Source organism: Sphingomonas sp. AC522 (assembly GCF_979258125.1).
Map to the genome: position 1 here is coordinate 2730144 of NZ_OZ409836.1, position 15302 is coordinate 2745445.

General features: G+C 65.3%; 12 protein-coding genes. 5 read left to right on the top strand and 7 right to left on the bottom strand.

Translation table 11 applies throughout. The annotated features are described in order from the left end of the window. Positions 1-38: 38 nt before the first annotated feature. The 3 genes from ACZZZM_RS13720 (at position 39) to ACZZZM_RS13730 (ending at position 2283) form a co-directional block, all read left to right on the top strand. Complete coding sequence (locus ACZZZM_RS13720; protein WP_463595647.1) at positions 39-1055, top strand: adenosine deaminase; 1017 nt, start codon at positions 39-41, stop codon at positions 1053-1055. After that, on the top strand, positions 1052-1567 hold the full coding sequence (locus ACZZZM_RS13725; RefSeq protein WP_463595648.1) for a phosphoribosyltransferase: 516 nt from the start codon (positions 1052-1054) through the stop codon (positions 1565-1567). The genes ACZZZM_RS13720 and ACZZZM_RS13725 overlap by 4 nt, the downstream gene beginning before the upstream one ends. A gap of 131 nt (positions 1568-1698) precedes the next feature. After that, positions 1699-2283 (top strand): CC0125/CC1285 family lipoprotein, encoded by a 585-nt coding sequence (locus tag ACZZZM_RS13730; RefSeq protein ID WP_463595649.1) that lies wholly within the window; start codon positions 1699-1701, stop codon positions 2281-2283. A 43-nt stretch (positions 2284-2326) separates the two neighbouring features. Here the strand turns inward: ACZZZM_RS13730 and secA are convergent, their stop codons facing one another. The 4 genes from secA to ACZZZM_RS13750 all read right to left on the bottom strand — a co-directional run bounded on the left by secA (position 2327) and on the right by ACZZZM_RS13750 (position 6577). Next, entirely contained in the window at positions 2327-5065 is a 2739-nt protein-coding gene (gene secA / locus ACZZZM_RS13735) for a preprotein translocase subunit SecA (protein ID WP_463595650.1), read from the bottom strand. A 111-nt stretch (positions 5066-5176) separates the two neighbouring features. Further along, on the bottom strand, positions 5177-5434 hold the full coding sequence (locus ACZZZM_RS13740; protein ID WP_463595651.1) for a hypothetical protein: 258 nt from the start codon (positions 5432-5434) through the stop codon (positions 5177-5179). Positions 5435-5541: 107 nt separating this feature from the next. Then, a complete protein-coding gene (locus tag ACZZZM_RS13745; protein WP_463595652.1) occupies positions 5542-5853 on the bottom strand; it encodes an energy transducer TonB in 312 nt (103 codons plus the stop codon). Positions 5854-5917: 64 nt separating this feature from the next. Beyond that, the gene (locus tag ACZZZM_RS13750; RefSeq protein WP_463595653.1) at positions 5918-6577 is read right to left on the bottom strand and encodes an energy transducer TonB; all 660 of its coding nucleotides are present in this window, start codon (positions 6575-6577) and stop codon (positions 5918-5920) included. 54 nt (positions 6578-6631) lie between these two features. On the opposite strand from ACZZZM_RS13750, the gene argJ reads away from it, so the two are divergent. Together argJ and ACZZZM_RS13760 are read left to right on the top strand one after the other, a co-directional pair. Continuing rightward, entirely contained in the window at positions 6632-7858 is a 1227-nt protein-coding gene (argJ, locus tag ACZZZM_RS13755; protein ID WP_463595654.1) for a bifunctional glutamate N-acetyltransferase/amino-acid acetyltransferase ArgJ, read from the top strand. A 124-nt stretch (positions 7859-7982) separates the two neighbouring features. Further along, a complete protein-coding gene (locus ACZZZM_RS13760) occupies positions 7983-8405 on the top strand; it encodes a GFA family protein (protein ID WP_463595655.1) in 423 nt (140 codons plus the stop codon). A gap of 174 nt (positions 8406-8579) precedes the next feature. On the opposite strand, the gene trxA is transcribed toward ACZZZM_RS13760, so the two are convergent. From trxA to addB, 3 genes are read right to left on the bottom strand one after another with little or no spacing between them, the layout of a single operon-like run. Beyond that, on the bottom strand, positions 8580-8900 hold the full coding sequence (gene trxA, locus ACZZZM_RS13765; RefSeq protein ID WP_463595656.1) for a thioredoxin TrxA: 321 nt from the start codon (positions 8898-8900) through the stop codon (positions 8580-8582). Between the two features lie 51 nt (positions 8901-8951). After that, entirely contained in the window at positions 8952-12362 is a 3411-nt protein-coding gene (gene addA / locus ACZZZM_RS13770; protein ID WP_463595657.1) for a double-strand break repair helicase AddA, read from the bottom strand. Next, entirely contained in the window at positions 12349-15279 is a 2931-nt protein-coding gene (addB, locus tag ACZZZM_RS13775) for a double-strand break repair protein AddB (protein ID WP_463595658.1), read from the bottom strand. Before addB ends, addA begins: the two co-directional genes overlap by 14 nt. Between the last annotated feature and the right edge of the window lie 23 nt (positions 15280-15302).

Sequence of the window (15302 nt, forward strand, 5' to 3'; positions counted from 1 at the left end):
GCTTGCGGCTCCGCGCCCCGCCTGACATGCTCTCCGGCATGACCGATCTCGACACCTTCATCACCGGCCTGCCCAAGGCCGAGCTCCATTTGCATATCGAAGGCAGCCTCGAGCCCGAGCAGATGTTCGAGTTCGCCCAGCGCAATGGCGTGGAAATCCCCTTCGCCTCGGTCGAGGAGGTCCGCGCGGCCTATGAATTCAACAATCTCCAGGATTTCCTCGATATCTATTATGCCGGCGCCAACGTGCTGCGCACCGAGGACGATTTCCGCGACCTCGCGCTGGCCTATTTCGATCGCGCCGCCGCCGATGGCGTCGTCCATGCCGAAATCTTCTTCGATCCCCAAACGCACACCGATCGTGGCATCCCCTTCGGCGTCGTTGCCAATGGCCTGCTCCAGGGCATGGCCGATGCCGAGGCCAAGCATGGCCTCACCTCCAAGCTGATCCTCTGCTTCCTCCGCCACCTTGATGAGGACGCCGCGTTCAAGACGCTCAACCAGGCCCAGCCCTGGATCGAACAGATCGCCGGCGTCGGTCTGGACTCGTCAGAAGTCGGCCATCCCCCTTCCAAGTTCGAGCGCGTTTTCGCCGCCGCTGCGGCGATGGGCCTCAAGCGCGTCGCGCATGCCGGCGAGGAAGGTCCGCCCGAATATGTGCTGGAAGCGCTCGATTTGCTCCAGATTGATCGGCTCGACCATGGCAATCGCAGCCTTGAAGACCCGCGCCTCGTCGCCCGCCTGGCGCGCTCGGGCATGACCCTCACGGTCTGCCCGCTATCCAACGTCAAGCTTTGCAACGTCGCTTCGATCGATGCCCACCCGATTGACCGGATGCTGGAGTTGGGCCTGCGCGCCACCGTCAATTCCGACGATCCTGCCTATTTCGGCGGCTATGTCGCCGACAATTACCGCGCCATTGCCGGCGGGCGCGGGCTCGACAAGCGCCAGCTGGTCACATTGGCGCGCAATTCCTTCCTCGGCTCGTTCCTGCCCGACGAGGCGGTCGCGGACCATCTCGCCAAGCTCGATGCCTATGTGGAGACGCACGCATGACCGATATCGTTTTCACGCCCTTCACGCATGAGGACATGGTCGCCGGCGTTCATGCGATCGCCGAGGCGGCTGGCGAATGGGATCCCTCGCTGCTCGTCGGCGTCGGCCGCGGCGGGCTCACCCCCGCCGTGTTCCTGTCGCACCGGATGGGGCTGTCGATGGTCTCGATCGATTATTCGACCAAGATCGCCCAGTTCGGCGACGAACTGGTCGCAGTCCTCGCCCAGCGCACGCGGGACCGCGATCGGCTGCTGTTCGTCGAGGATATCAACGATAGCGGCAAGACCATCGGCGAACTGCGCGCTGCGCTTGCAGCCGAAGGTGCCGTGCAGGAGCATATCCGGTTCGCCGTGCTCATGGATAACATCCAGTCGTCACAGAAGGTCGAATATCGCTTCCGCCCCATCGATCGCGCGGTCCAGAAGGATTGGTTCGTCTTCCCTTGGGAAGCGATGGCCCCGCGCGAGGCGCTGGCGGAAGATGCAATGGAAGTACCTGAACGGATTGCCTGAATCGCTTCACGTTCAGCCTCGATCAATCGTCCGCGCGCCACGGTTCGCCGTGGAGCTAAACGGCATCCGTGCGCGTTCGCTTTGCGTAAGAACAGAACCCCTGCCCTTTCGCCTGCACCCCCGGAGGATCTATGCATATCAACAACTTAAAGCGCCCGCGCTTCGCGCTGGCTATAGCGTTGCTCAGCAGCGTTGCGCTCGGCGGTTGCATGACCGCGACGCCATACCAGCCCGCCACCAGTGCATCCGCTGGCGGCTATTCCGACCAGCAACTGGAATCGAACCGCTTCCAGGTCAGCTTCCGCGGCAACAGCCTCACTGCGCGTGAGACGGTCGAGCGTTACTTGCTCTTCCGCGCTGCCGAGCTGACCGTTCAGAGCGGCGCCGACCACTTCATCCTGGTCAATCGCGATACCGAATCCAAGACGACGACTTACCGCACTGGGCCGACCTGGGCAGATGGCCCTTACGGCTATTGGAACCCCTATTGGCGCTATTATCGCCCGCGCATGGGCTGGCGGAGCTGGAACCCTTATTTCGATGATCCCTTCTGGCGGGATCGCGACTGGGATTACCGCACTGTCACGCAATATGAAGCGATGGCCGAGATCATCACCGGCCGCGGACCCAAGCCCGGCGGCAACGTCCGCGCATTCGATGCGCGCGAAGTCATCGATCGCCTCGGTCCGACGATCGTAACCCCGCAAGCGCGCTAATGCTCATCTCCCTCCCTCGCTTCGGCGAGGGAGGGAGATCAGATCAAGCCACTTGGCCGTGGCAGTGCTTGTATTTGAGCCCCGAGCCGCATGGGCAAGTCGCATTGCGGCTGACCAGCCCGTCCCACTCCGCCGGATCGGTCGGCAGGTCCGCGCCCGAGGGCTGCGGGATCGCCATTGGCGGCAGCTGCGCGAGCACATTGCCCGTCGCCCCGCCATCATAGTCATAGGTGTCGTCCTCGCCGCTCAGCGGGTCGATATGCGTTGTCAGGAAGTCCGGCAGCTCGGGCAGGTCCTGCGGCGGCGCCATGCGGAACTGGGCCATCGCGATCGTGCGCGTCACGTCCTCGCGGATCGTCTCGAGCATGCGCTGGAACAGCGCGAACGCCTCGTGCTTATATTCGTTGATCGGCGTCTTCTGCGCATAAGCGCGCAAGTGGATTACCTGGCGCAGCGCGTCGAGCATCGCGAGATGCTCCTTCCAGTGATGATCGAGGCTCTGGAGCAGGATCGACTTCTCGACCTGGCGCCACGTCTCGGGTTCGAGCTCGGCGGCCTTGGCCTCGACCAGCTGGTCGGCCGCCTCGCGCACGCGCTCCTCGACCATCTCGGGCTCGACACTCTCTTCCTTGATCCAGTCCTCGATCGGCACTTCCACGTTAAGCACGGCCGCGAGCTTCTCCTTGAGCTCCTCCAGGTTCCACTGCTCGGGATAGCTGTTGGGCGGGCAGGCATCGCCGACAATCGCATTGACCGTCTCCGAGCGCATGTCGATCACGACATCGCCGACCGTATCGGCGTCCATGATGTCCGCGCGCTGCTCGTAGATCACCTTGCGCTGGTCGTTCATCACGTCATCATATTCGACGACCTGCTTGCGGATGTCGTAATTGCGCGCCTCGACCTTCTTCTGCGCGGTCTCGATCGCCTTGGACAGCCACTTGCTGCCGATCGCCTCGCCGTCCTCGATATTGTTGCGCATCATCTTGGCGAACAGCGTGTTCGAACCGAAGATGCGCAGCAGATCGTCGTCGAGGCTGAGGTAGAAACGGCTGAGCCCGGGATCGCCCTGGCGACCCGAACGGCCGCGCAGCTGGTTGTCGATGCGACGGCTCTCGTGGCGCTCGGTTCCGAGCACGAACAACCCGCCGGCGGCAATCACGGCGTCCTTCTCGACTTGGATCTCGGCCTTGATCCGTTCGATCGCGGCCTCCCGCGCCGGACCTTCCTCAAAGCCTTCCAGCTCGTCATGCGTGCGGAACTCGAGGTTGCCCCCGAGCTGGATGTCGGTGCCGCGGCCTGCCATGTTGGTCGCGATCGTCACCGCGCCCAGGCGGCCGGCCTGCGCCACGATATGCGCTTCCATCTCGTGATGGCGCGCATTGAGCACGGCGTGGTCCACGCCTTCCTTGTTGAGGAATTCGCTCAGCATCTCGCTCTTCTCGATGGAGACCGTGCCGACCAGCACCGGCTGACCCGTCGCGGCATGCTCCTTGATCTTCTTGGCGATCGCCCGGAATTTCTCCTCGGTCGTCTTGTAGAACTCATCTTCCTCGTCGACGCGGCTGACCGGCAGATTGGTCGGAATCGTCACGACGTTCATCTTGTAGATGTCGAAGAACTCGGCCGCCTCGGTCGCCGCGGTCCCGGTCATGCCCGAAAGCTTGGGATACATGCGGAAATAGTTCTGGAAGGTGATCGAGGCCATGGTCTGGTTCTCTGGCTCGATCTGGACGCCCTCCTTGGCCTCAACGGCCTGGTGGAGACCGTCCGACCAGCGCCGTCCGTCCATCATGCGGCCGGTGAATTCATCGATGATGACGACCTTGTCGTCCTTCACGATATAATCGATGTCGCGCTTGAACATCATGTTGGCGCGCAGCGACTGGTTGACGTGGTGGACAACCTGGGTGTTCTCGAAATCGTAGAGGTTCGCGCCGACCAGGATCCCCGCGGCTTCGAGCATGCGCTCAACCTTCTCGGTGCCGTCCTCGGTCAGGATGATCGATTTCTGCTTCTCGTCCATCTCGTAATCGATCTTGTCGAGCTGCCGCACGATCGCATCGACCTGCATGTAGAGCTCGGACTTGTCGTCGGTCGGGCCCGAGATGATCAACGGGGTCCGCGCTTCGTCGATCAGGATCGAATCGACTTCGTCGACGATCGCGAAATTGAATGCGCGCTGCACCATCGATTGACGGTCATACTTCATGTTGTCGCGCAGATAATCGAAGCCGAACTCGTTGTTCGTGCCGTAGGTGATGTCCGAATGATAGGCGTCGCGGCGCGCCTGATCGGTCAGATTGGGGACGATCACGCCCACCGTCATGCCGAGGAACTTGTAGACCCGGCCCATCCATTCCGCGTCGCGTGCGGCAAGATAGTCGTTGACGGTGACGACGTGGACGCCGTCGCCCGGCAGCGCGTTGAGATACGTCGCCAGCGTCGCCACCAGCGTCTTGCCCTCGCCGGTGCGCATCTCGGCGATCTCGCCGCGATGGAGCACGATGCCGCCGATCATCTGCACGTCGTAATGCCGCTGGCCGAGCACGCGCTTGGCCGCCTCGCGCACCGTGGCAAACGCCTCGGGAAGCAGATTGTCGAGCTTCTCGCCATTCGCCAGCCGCTCGCGGAACTTCGCCGTCTGACCGGCAAGCTCGTCATCGGTCATCGCCGAGATGGTGTTCTCGAAGCCGTTGATCTTGGCGACGATGCTGCCGAGCGACTTCACATAACGTTCGTTGGACGATCCGAAGATGGTCTTGGCCAGGCCGGAGAGCATGGGAATTCCTGTCGTAATCTAAGATGGGATGGGCCGGCGGTCACACCGATGCGCGGCGTCCGCTGGAAAAGCGCATGGAAAAGCAGCGCGATCAGGCGCGCCGCAAGAGGCTCACTCGAGCCGGCGCTCGAACGGGAAATGCAGGCTCGCCAGTGGCGCTGCCTGGCCAAGCGGCAGGATCGCACGCTCGGGGCGGACCGCTCCGGCGGTCGCAACCGCTTTGGCCGCACGCGCGGGCTGGACAGCAGCCTGCGCGGCCTGCGCTGCCTGCACTACCGCGACGCCCTGCACTGCGCGCAATTCGCGATCGCCCGAACCGGAACCGGTCAGGCTTGCGAAAAACGCAGTCAGGAGAAGCAGCAATTCCAAGCGTCAGTCCTGCAAAAAACGCCCGCGCACAGGCATCTGCGCGCGGATCGTCTGGCGACATAGTGTCTGGCCGCGCGTTCGCCAATGGAAATCGGCGCCGCGGTGTCTCAGCCCTTGGGCGCTTCCTGCAGGAAAGTGACCGTCGTGTCGCGCGACGCGGGAGTCTTCCCCCCTTCCGGCGTGACCTTGCCATTGGCCATCATCTGCGCACAGGCGACGCGATCGATCGAAGCATTGCCGCTGGCTTTGGCCAGCTTGCACGAAGCAACCGTGCCCTTTTCGGTGAAGCTCACCGAGACGACCGGATCTTCCTTGAAATCCTTGGGCAGCTTCTTGACGGTGACCGTCAGCATTGAGGGCGGCGCAGCATCGTCCGCGGCCTGGACGGAAGCGAGCGCGAGCAGGGTGACGAGCAACATTGAAAACCTCTCCGTAATTCAATCAATTTTCTAACAGCCGCCCATCAGAGCACAACCTCAAAGCTTATGGCGGCGGCGATGCTTCAGACGAAAACGGCACAAGGAAAATCCGAGTGTCGGGAGGCCTGTAGCCTACGCCCTTCGTCTCCGGCAAACGCGCGACGATCATCGCCTGGGCACATGCAGCGCTATCGATCGCCGTGCTGCCGCTGCGCAGTTCGACCACGCACTCCGCCGGCTTCGTGCCTTCGAAGCGGACGCGGATCAGTGGCGCCTCCTTATAGCTTGCAGGCAGCTTCCGTACGGTCACTTCGAGCAGCTTGGGTTCGGTGACTTCCTTGACCAGTTTCAACCAATCCCCTTGATCGGCATCTCTGTTACGGAAGGTGAAATTGCTGCGAAAAATAGCTGCGATGGGCGCACCATTCGAGTCGAGCGCCGGCACGAACGCGGCGCGCTTCATCATCAGCCAGCAAACTCGCCGGTCGAGCGCCCAGAACCCCGACGTGTTAAGGACGTGGCAGGCGGCAGGTTTGCCGGTCGCATCCACATCGAGCTGAAACTTCGTCGCGCCGAAAGCACCATTGGTGAGCGCCCGCGCCGGATAATCGTCGGACGATACCCATGTATATATCGGCGTTTTCGGCTGGAGCGGTCGTGCCGCCGTCTCCTGGCCGACCGTCGCCGCTTGCAGGGTTATTGCCAGCGTCATCGCCAAAATCATTGATCTTTATCCTGTGCTGCCCGAAGCAGCGCCACCGTATCAGCAGGTCAAAAGATGTCCACGGAACGCTCCCCCCTCGCACTTCCCTTCCCCGTCACGTCGCCGATCGCCGGCGTCACGCTGCGCGTGGCGCGTGCACGCTACAAGACCTGGGACCGGTGCGACTTGACCTTCGTCACGCTCGATCCCGGCACCAGCGTGGCCGGCGTTCTCACCCAGAGCCGCTGTCCCTCGCCCGAAGTCGAATGGTGCCGCAAGGCTCTGGTACTGGGCCGGGCACGCGCACTCGTCGTCAACGCGGGCAATTCCAACGCCTTCACCGGCAACCGCGGCCGTGCCGCGGTCGAGGCGATCGCCGCGCGCGCCGCTGCGCATCTCGATTGCGATCCATCGGACATCTTCGTTGCCTCCACCGGCGTGATCGGCGTGCCCCTGCCGATCGATAAGGCCGAAGCCGGCCTCGACGCGGCCTTCGCTGCTCAGCCCTGCGGCTGGGAAGACGCCGCTGCGACGATCATGACCACCGATACCTTTGCAAAAGGCGCAGTCACCCAGGCAGTGGTCGACGGGCGCACGGTGACACTCACCGGGATCATCAAGGGCTCGGGCATGATCATGCCCGACATGGCGACGATGCTCGGCTTCATCTTCACCGACGCCGCAGTTCAGCCTGAATTCCTGCAATCCGCGCTAAGTGACGCTAATGTCAAAACCTTCTCGTGCATCACCGTCGACAGCGACACTTCGACCAGCGACACCGTCCTCGCCTTCGCCACCGGCCAGGCCGGCAATGCTCCGCTCGCCGATGCCGATAGCAACGGCGCCGACGCCTTCCGCGCCGCGCTCACCGACCTCTGTCACCAGCTTGCTTTGCTCGTCGTCCGCGACGGCGAAGGCGCGCAGAAGCTGATCACGGTCGAAGTCGAAGGCGCCGAGAGCGACCGCAGCGCGCATGTGATCGCAATGTCGATCGCCAATTCGCCGCTGGTGAAGACCGCGATCGCCGGCGAAGACGCCAATTGGGGCCGCGTTGTGATGGCAGTCGGCAAGGCCGGCGAGCCCGCCGAACGCGATAAGCTCGCCATCCGTTTCGGCGAAACCCAGGTCGCGCGAAATGGGCTGGCGGTGGAAGGCTATGACGAAGCGCCGGTCGCCGAACACCTCAAGGGCCGCGACATCCGCGTGGGCGTCGATCTCGCGCTAGGCGAAGGCCGCGCCACGGTTTGGACCTGCGACCTCACCCACGGCTACATCTCGATCAACGCCGATTATCGGAGCTGAAGCGGGGCATCTGCGGTTCCCCGGCGAAGGCCGGGGCTATTCGAACTTCACGCGCGACGCCGCGTTTGGTGCTTCGCACCAAGTCTGGGCCCCGGCCTTCCCCGGGGAAGGAAGGGTAGGATATATGGAAAGCCTCCAAGGCGGATGCCTCTGCGGTGCAGTTCGCTACCAGCTCAAATCCGAGCCGTACGACGCAGGCTGGTGCCATTGCCGAACCTGTCAGCTCAACAGCGGCAGCCCCGCAATGGCCTTCGCCACCGTCCCCATCCAGGATTTCGAATTCACCCAGGGCGCGGATCTGGTCGGCAAGATCGCCTCGAGCGATTTCGGCCACCGCCGCTTCTGCACGCAATGCGGCACGCCCTTCCTGATGCAGGTCGATCACCAGCCCGAAACGGTCGACTTCAGCATCCCGACGCTCGACGAACCCGATGGCGTCGTCCCGGGCTTCCACATCTTCTACGCCAGCCGCATCGCCTGGGCCGAAGCCGCGGACGAGGCGCCGCGTCACGACCGGTTCAGGGCAGATACGCGCGGGCTGGAGTAATCGCTGTCCTACAGCCCAACTCAGTGCTTAAGCTACGCGGCGCTCTTTGAACTGTCGAAAATGCCGCTTTCCGTCCGCGCAACAATCTTACCTTAGAGCGCAACGAACTTTCACGATTCACGGGAAATCTGTGAAGTTAAGCCAGGCAGACGCCTGCCCGGCCCAGCGAACACTTCAAAGTTCGCGGTCGAGAAACTGCTTGATCTGGCTCTTGGGCAGCGCGCCGACCTGGGTCGCGGCGGGCTGGCCGTTCTTGAACAGAATCATCGTCGGGATACCGCGCACGCCATATTTGGTCGGCGCGTCGGGGTTCTCGTCGATGTCGATCTTCACGATGTCGAGCTGGTCGGCCATCTCGCCGGACAGTTCCTCGAGTGCCGGCGCGACCATCCGGCACGGCCCGCACCATTCCGCCCAGAAATCGACAAGCACGGGCTTGTCCGATCCAAGCACGTCGGTTGCAAAGCTGGCGTCGGTGACTGCCTTGGTGGCCATGAAAAATCTCCTGAGTGTTGGACAGCTATCTATGTGCGCGAGGCTTCGTGCTCAAGCGCGCGAGGCCAAGCTTTGCTCCGAGCCCGCGAAGCCGGGCTTGTGCGCGGCGAGCAGTTCGCTCGGCAGCAGGTGCAGCACAGGGCCTGCCGTGTAGAGCAGAGCCGCCTCGACCGCCCGGCCGGGGAAGATCACGCCCAGCGCTGCGGCGTATGCAGCCATCTGCCGCAGATGGTAAGGCGGCACCTCGTCGAGCGATCCAGGCGCACGTCGACCAGTCTTGAAGTCGACTACGCGGATCAGCTCCGGCGTCACAACTAGCCGATCCACGGTCCCAGAGACGACCACGCCGTCGCCAACCACCGCCGCGATCGGCGCCTCGCCCAGTGAGTCCGGCCCAAACAACTCGGCAAAATCCTCGGTCACCACGAGTGCCGCGCGAACCAGTTCGCGGCGCATGGCAGCATCCTCCACGCCCCCGGCGCCCTCCAGCCAGCGCTCGGCAGCCTCGGCGCGCTTCTCCGACGCAACGCTAGGAAGCCGCTCGAACAACGCATGAAGAAGCCGCCCGCGCTCTGCGGCCACGCGCATCGCTGGCGTAGGCGGAGGATCGGCAACCTGGTCTTCGCCCAGCGACGAAGGCGCCAGCGGCCGCGGCGGCCGCGCCTCCTGCGGGGCAGGCGCACGCGCCCATACCGGAAGCGCTGGCTTCTCCTGCACCGGTGCAGCCTCCAGTTTCTTCGGCGCAACCGGCGGAGGCGGCTCGATCCCGGTGAACTCGTTTTCCGCCCCCAACGCTTCGAAAGCTCGGGCACAAGCCGCATACCAGCTGGAAGGCGGCGCTTCCCCCTTCGCCATCGGCCCCAGCGCCCCGGCGATCACCAGCCGCTCCTCCGCCCTCGTCGCCGCGACGTAAAAGAGCCGCCAATGCTCCTCCAGCTCGCGCGCATCGGTCTCGCTCACCACTGCATCGAGCGCCCCGCCCCGCTCCGCTGCCCGCGGCCGGAAAATCGGAAACGCCTCGCCATCATGCCCCTCGGGTTGCCAGCGAAGAAAATCGCGCGGGCTCTTGGTGGGATCCGACGTGGCATCGGCAAGGATCACCAGCGGTGCTTGAAGCCCCTTCGCCCCGTGTGCGGTCATCACCCGCACCGCGCCGCGCGGCTGATCGGCCTCGCGCTTGATCTCGACATCGCCGCGATCGAACCAGTCGAGGAAGCGCTGCAGCGTCGGCGTCGCCACGCCTTCGAAATTGAGCGCGGCGCTCAGCAGCTCCTCGATCGGGTCGCGCGCTTCCTCGCCTAGCCGCAGCAAGAGCTTGCGCCGCCCGTCTATCTCGCCCGAGAGCATCGCTTCCAAGAAACGATAGGGGGTCGTAAAGTCCGCCCGACGCAGCAATTCCTCAAGCGGCGCCAGCCGGTCCGGCGCCTGCGTCGCCCGCAGATGCCGCCACAGGCTCCCCCGCTCGCGCACCGCGCCCGCCATCAACTCATCCTGGCTCCAGCCGATCAGCGGTGAAACCAGCAAAGACGCCAGCGAGAGATCGTCATCAGGCTGGAGCGCAAAGCGGATCGCGGCGAGGAGATCCTGCACCGCCAGCGGCGCATTGAGCCGCAGCCGGTCTACCCCCGCCACCGGCACGCCCTCGGCATAGAGCCGCGCAACGATCAACGAAGCAAGCTCGCCCCGGCGCTTGACCAGCACCATCACATCCTGGGCCGTCAACGGCGTGCCGTCACGCTTAAGCACACTCCCGTCGGTCCAGCCCTTGATCGCCCGCGCAATCTTCTTGGCATGCTCGCGGGTCGCGTCGCTTACCCATTCCTCCTCGTCAGCCTCGGTCCCGCCCTCCATGGTCAGCGGCCACAAGGTCACAGTCCCTGGCCCTGCCACTTCGCTCGCATGCGGCTCGACTTCGCTCAGCGCTCCCATGCCCGGCTCGGGCAGCTGGGCAAGCGCGGCATCGACGAATTCGAGGATCGGCCGCGTCGAGCGGAAGCTGTGGGTCAGCGACAGCGACTCCAGCTCGGTAGCCTCGGTTTCGAAGTCGACGCCCATGCGAAACATCTCGGTGAACCGTCGATGCGCCCATTGGAAGAAGATCGGGCTGGTGCCCTGAAAGCTGAAGATCGCCTGCTTGTAATCCCCCACCGTGAACAGCGTCCGGAACCCCGCCTCACGCGTGCCTTTGCCCGCGGCGAACTCCTGCACGATCGCATCGACGATCGTCCACTGCTTGAGATTGGTGTCCTGCGCCTCGTCGATCAGCACATGCTCGGTGCTCTGGTCGAGCTTGAAGCGCACCCAGTCGCCCATGCCCTCCTGCCCCAGCAGCTCGACTGCAGCGCGGATCAGATCGTCGAAGTCCACGGCCCCCACGCGCCGCTTTGCCCGCGCATAAGTCTCGGCATAAACGCGCCCGGCTTCCAGCCCGCGCGCCAGCAGATCGGCATAATCCGCCTGCACCTTCATCGCCAGCAATTCGGCGCAGCGTCCGCCGATCCGCTCCGCCAGCCCTTCATATTCCGGCTCGGCCGCGATCAGCTTGGGCGAAGTCTTGCGCGGATCGCCGGACTTGGTGCGGAAGACCAGCCCCAGCGCCTCCAGCGAAGCCACGCGATCTCTGGCAGCGTCCGCCAGCCACCGCTCGACTGCCTCGGCAGCGTTGCTTCCGGTAGCCGTGCCCCAATTGCGGTTTGCTGCGAGCACCTGGCGCAGCCCGGCGCAATCGAAGCTGTCATCGGCACAGCAGCGTTCGAGCTCTTCGCCGATGTCCCCGCTCGGCAGTCCAAGCGATCGGCGCAGGAACGGCTGGATCCCACTGGGCAGCGCCGCCAGCGCCTCCCCCGCGCTGGCGCACCGGCGAAGAAACGCCTCGGCCTGGCCTTCGCCAAGTCTCAGGCTCAGCGCGCCGACCGAATCGATCAGCCCTATTCGCCCTTCGCGCTCGGCATCGACGAGCATCTCCGCCAGCGCCTCGCGCGCCAGCACCGCTTCCTCGCGCTGATCGAGTGGGCGGAAACCCGGCACCAATCCCGCCTCGACCGGAAAGGCCGAGAGCAGCGTCTGGCAGAAGCTGTGGATCGTCTGGATGCGCAGCCCGCCGCCGGGCGCATCGAGCACTTTCGCGAACAGAGTCCGGGCATAGGCGACCTGATCTGGCCCCGCAGCCTCGCCGAGCGCTTCAAGGTCGTGGAAAACCGCGGCAGCATCGGCTCGCACCCATTCGGCGAGCTTGCTGGTAATCCGCTCCGACATTTCCGCCGCGCCGGCCTTGGTGAAGGTCAGACACAGGATCGCGCCCGGATCGGTGCCGCCGAGCAGCAGGCGCCAGACACGCGCCGCCAACACCTGCGTCTTGCCTGTGCCTGCCGAAGCGGACAGCCAGACATGCCGCGCCGGGTCGCTCGCTGCGCGCTGATTGCCCTTGAGGGGATGGAGCTTGCGAACCTCAGTCACGGCCATACCACTCGTCGCGACGCATCAATTGGTCGTACTCGGTATAGGGCGCATATTCAGGGACAAGCTTCGCGGTGAACGCGCGGCCGCCGGTCAGCCAATCCTGCACCACCTCATGGAAATTGCCGCCTGCGATCGCGACGAACTCGTCCGCCGGAATGGGCTCGCGCTTCCGCGGTGAGACCGGCGAGTCGATATAGCCGAAACTGCCGTTCTTGCGGGCAAGCGACCAATATTCGAACCCGCGCGCCTCGCCGCTGATCCCGTCGAATCCGCCCTCTTCGGCGATCAGCCCAAGCAATCCCAGCTGCAGGCTATACCCCGCGCGCACTGCCTTGGGGCTCGGCGGCTGCCCAGTCTTGTAGTCGACCACGGCCAGCGTGCCATCGGGCAGCAAATCGATCCGGTCGAACTTGCCCTTGAGCGTCACGCCCGCGAACTGGACCTGCCCCTCCTGCTCGACGCCGAGCACGCGGCGGCCATCGGCCGCCTGCGCCGCGATCTCCTGCGCGATCCAGTCCACCGCTTCCATCAGCCGCGGCTGCCAGAGCGCGCGCATCATCGGATGGGTGCGCTCGTCGGCCAGCATCGCGAGCGCCCGCGCGTGGAGCTTGTCCGGCGCGCAATCGTCATGCTTCGCCCATTGCTCGAGCACATCGTGCACCGCGGTCCCGCGCCACGCCGGGCTCGGATCGGCGTCCACCGGATCGAGCGGCGCCAGGCGAAGCATGCGCTTGGCATAAAAGGCATAGGGATCGGCCTTGAGCCGATCGACTTCGGTGACTGAGATCACCTTGGGCCGCGCGGCAATCGGCGGCGAAGGCTCGGGCCGCTCGGCGGGCTCGTGCCGCCCCGGCTCGTCGATGGCGCGCGTCCATGCGGCGAGGTCATCGGCGCGATCGAGCCCGCCCGACAGCGCCTCGAGCCGCAGCCAGAAGCGCGAAGCGATCGTCGGCGCGGACGAATCGCGCCGCGCCCGGGTGAGCAGCACTTCGCGCGCACCCAGCGCCCCGGCCAGGTCATGCGCCGAGACGCCGATCCGCCGCTCCAGCCCGGGCAGCTTCAACTCGGCGCGGATGCGCGGCGCGAGCCAGGGATCAGGCGCAGGCAGGCCCGGCCACACGCCTTCGTTGAGCCCGCCCAGGATCATCAAGTCGGCATTGTGCAGCCGCGCCTCGATCAGGCCAAGGATCGCAAGCCGCGGATGCCCACCCTGGGATGGGCGCACCGCGGTTTCATCCATCAGCGTGCGCAGCAGTGGCGCGAGGCTGGCGGGATCGGCAAGCGGCGGCCCGAGTGCCCCCTCGCGCTCCACAGCATCGAGCAAGTCCGCCGCCGCGCGGCCCTCGGCGCGGCTCCACAGCCCGTCCCCGCCCAGCGCCTGCGCAGTTTCGCGTAACGCTGCCAACATGGCAGGCAGCGGCTGCGCACCCGCGGTGAAAATCGCCTCTACGGACTCCAGCAACGGTCGCGCCTCAGCCCACCATGCCTGCGCAGCGCGGCGCAGCCCGCCATCGCGCCCGTCCTGCTCGGCGAGATGCCGGTCGACCCCCGCGAGTCCCGGTGCCGGCCGCGGCCCGCGCAATGCCCGATCGAGCAGGCGCGCGCCTTCGAGCCATTCGAGCCGCGCCTCGGGCTTCACCAGCGGATGCTTGAGCAGGCTGAGCAAAGCGAGCGGCGCGAACTCCTGCGCCGCGGCCTCGGCGAGCGCGAGTAGCAAGGTCCCCGGCGCCAGCACCGAAAGCGGCTGTCCGGCCGAATCATCGATCGCCACGTCCCAGCGCGCCAGATGCGCCACGACGCGCCGCGCCAGCGCACGGTCCGGCGTCACCAGCGCCGCGGTCTTGCCCGGAGTTTCGAGCACTTCGCGCAGCGCCAGCGCAATACCCTGCGCCTCCTCCGCCGGCGTCGCCGCCTCGAATGCGCGCACTCCATCGAGCCGCCGCGCCGAATAATGCAGCCCGCTCCATTCGCGCGTCAGCTCGGGCGGCGCCATCGCTGTCTCGATCGCTCGGCCACGCGCAAGCGCCGCGTCATGCTCGCTCGCGCGGCGCCAGACCCCGAACTCGCTGCGGTTCACCCCCATCCGTTCGAGCAACAGCTTAAGCTGAAACTGGGGATGCGCCTCATAAGCCCGCTTGCCCCGGCCAGTGGCGGGATCGGGCTCGTGCGGACCCAGCGATGACCATTCGCCCTCGCTTATCCCGAGCGACAGGCCGGGCATAACAACCATCCCTTCCGGCATCTCCGCCACAGCACGCAGCAAGCGAGCAATTGCAGGCGCACTGGCTGTAATCCCCGCCGCGCAGACGAACCCGGGCGGCGGTGAGGCACGCCAGCGCTTCGCAACTTTGGCCAGCAGTCGCGTGCGCCGTTCTGCCAGGTCGATCCGCCCGAGCCGCGCCAGCTCCCGCGGCCAACGCTCGAGCACCACTTCGAAAAGCTTGAGCGAGCGCTCCCAATGTCTTGAGAGATCGCCCAGATCGAGATCGCGCAATTTCGATGGCTTCACTTCCTCGATCAGCAGCTGATCGAGCGTCGAAGCCAGTTCGCCCGCAAGCCGCACTGCCTCCGCAGCATCGACCTGCGCGCCGCTCTCTTGGATCAGCCGCGCCAGGATCATCCGCCGCTGGAGGGGGTCGACCGCAGCGGGCACCGGCTCCGCATCCTCGACCGCTTCGAACACCGCTTCGTCAAGTTCAGGATCGCCCACCGCGACGAGCCGCGGCAACAGCAGCCCGCCGCCGCTAGCGCGCACGAACGCGTCCTGAATCGCCCGCTTGGCGCGGTTATTCGGCACCAGCACGATTCCCCGCGCTAGCCCGAGCATATCGCCACCGAAGCGCTCGATCAGCCCGTCAGCAAGTGCGTCGGCAAACGCGCGATGCGGGGGAATGGTGAAGAGATGGAGACGGTCGACCATGAGGCAGGCGAGCCTAGACAGGT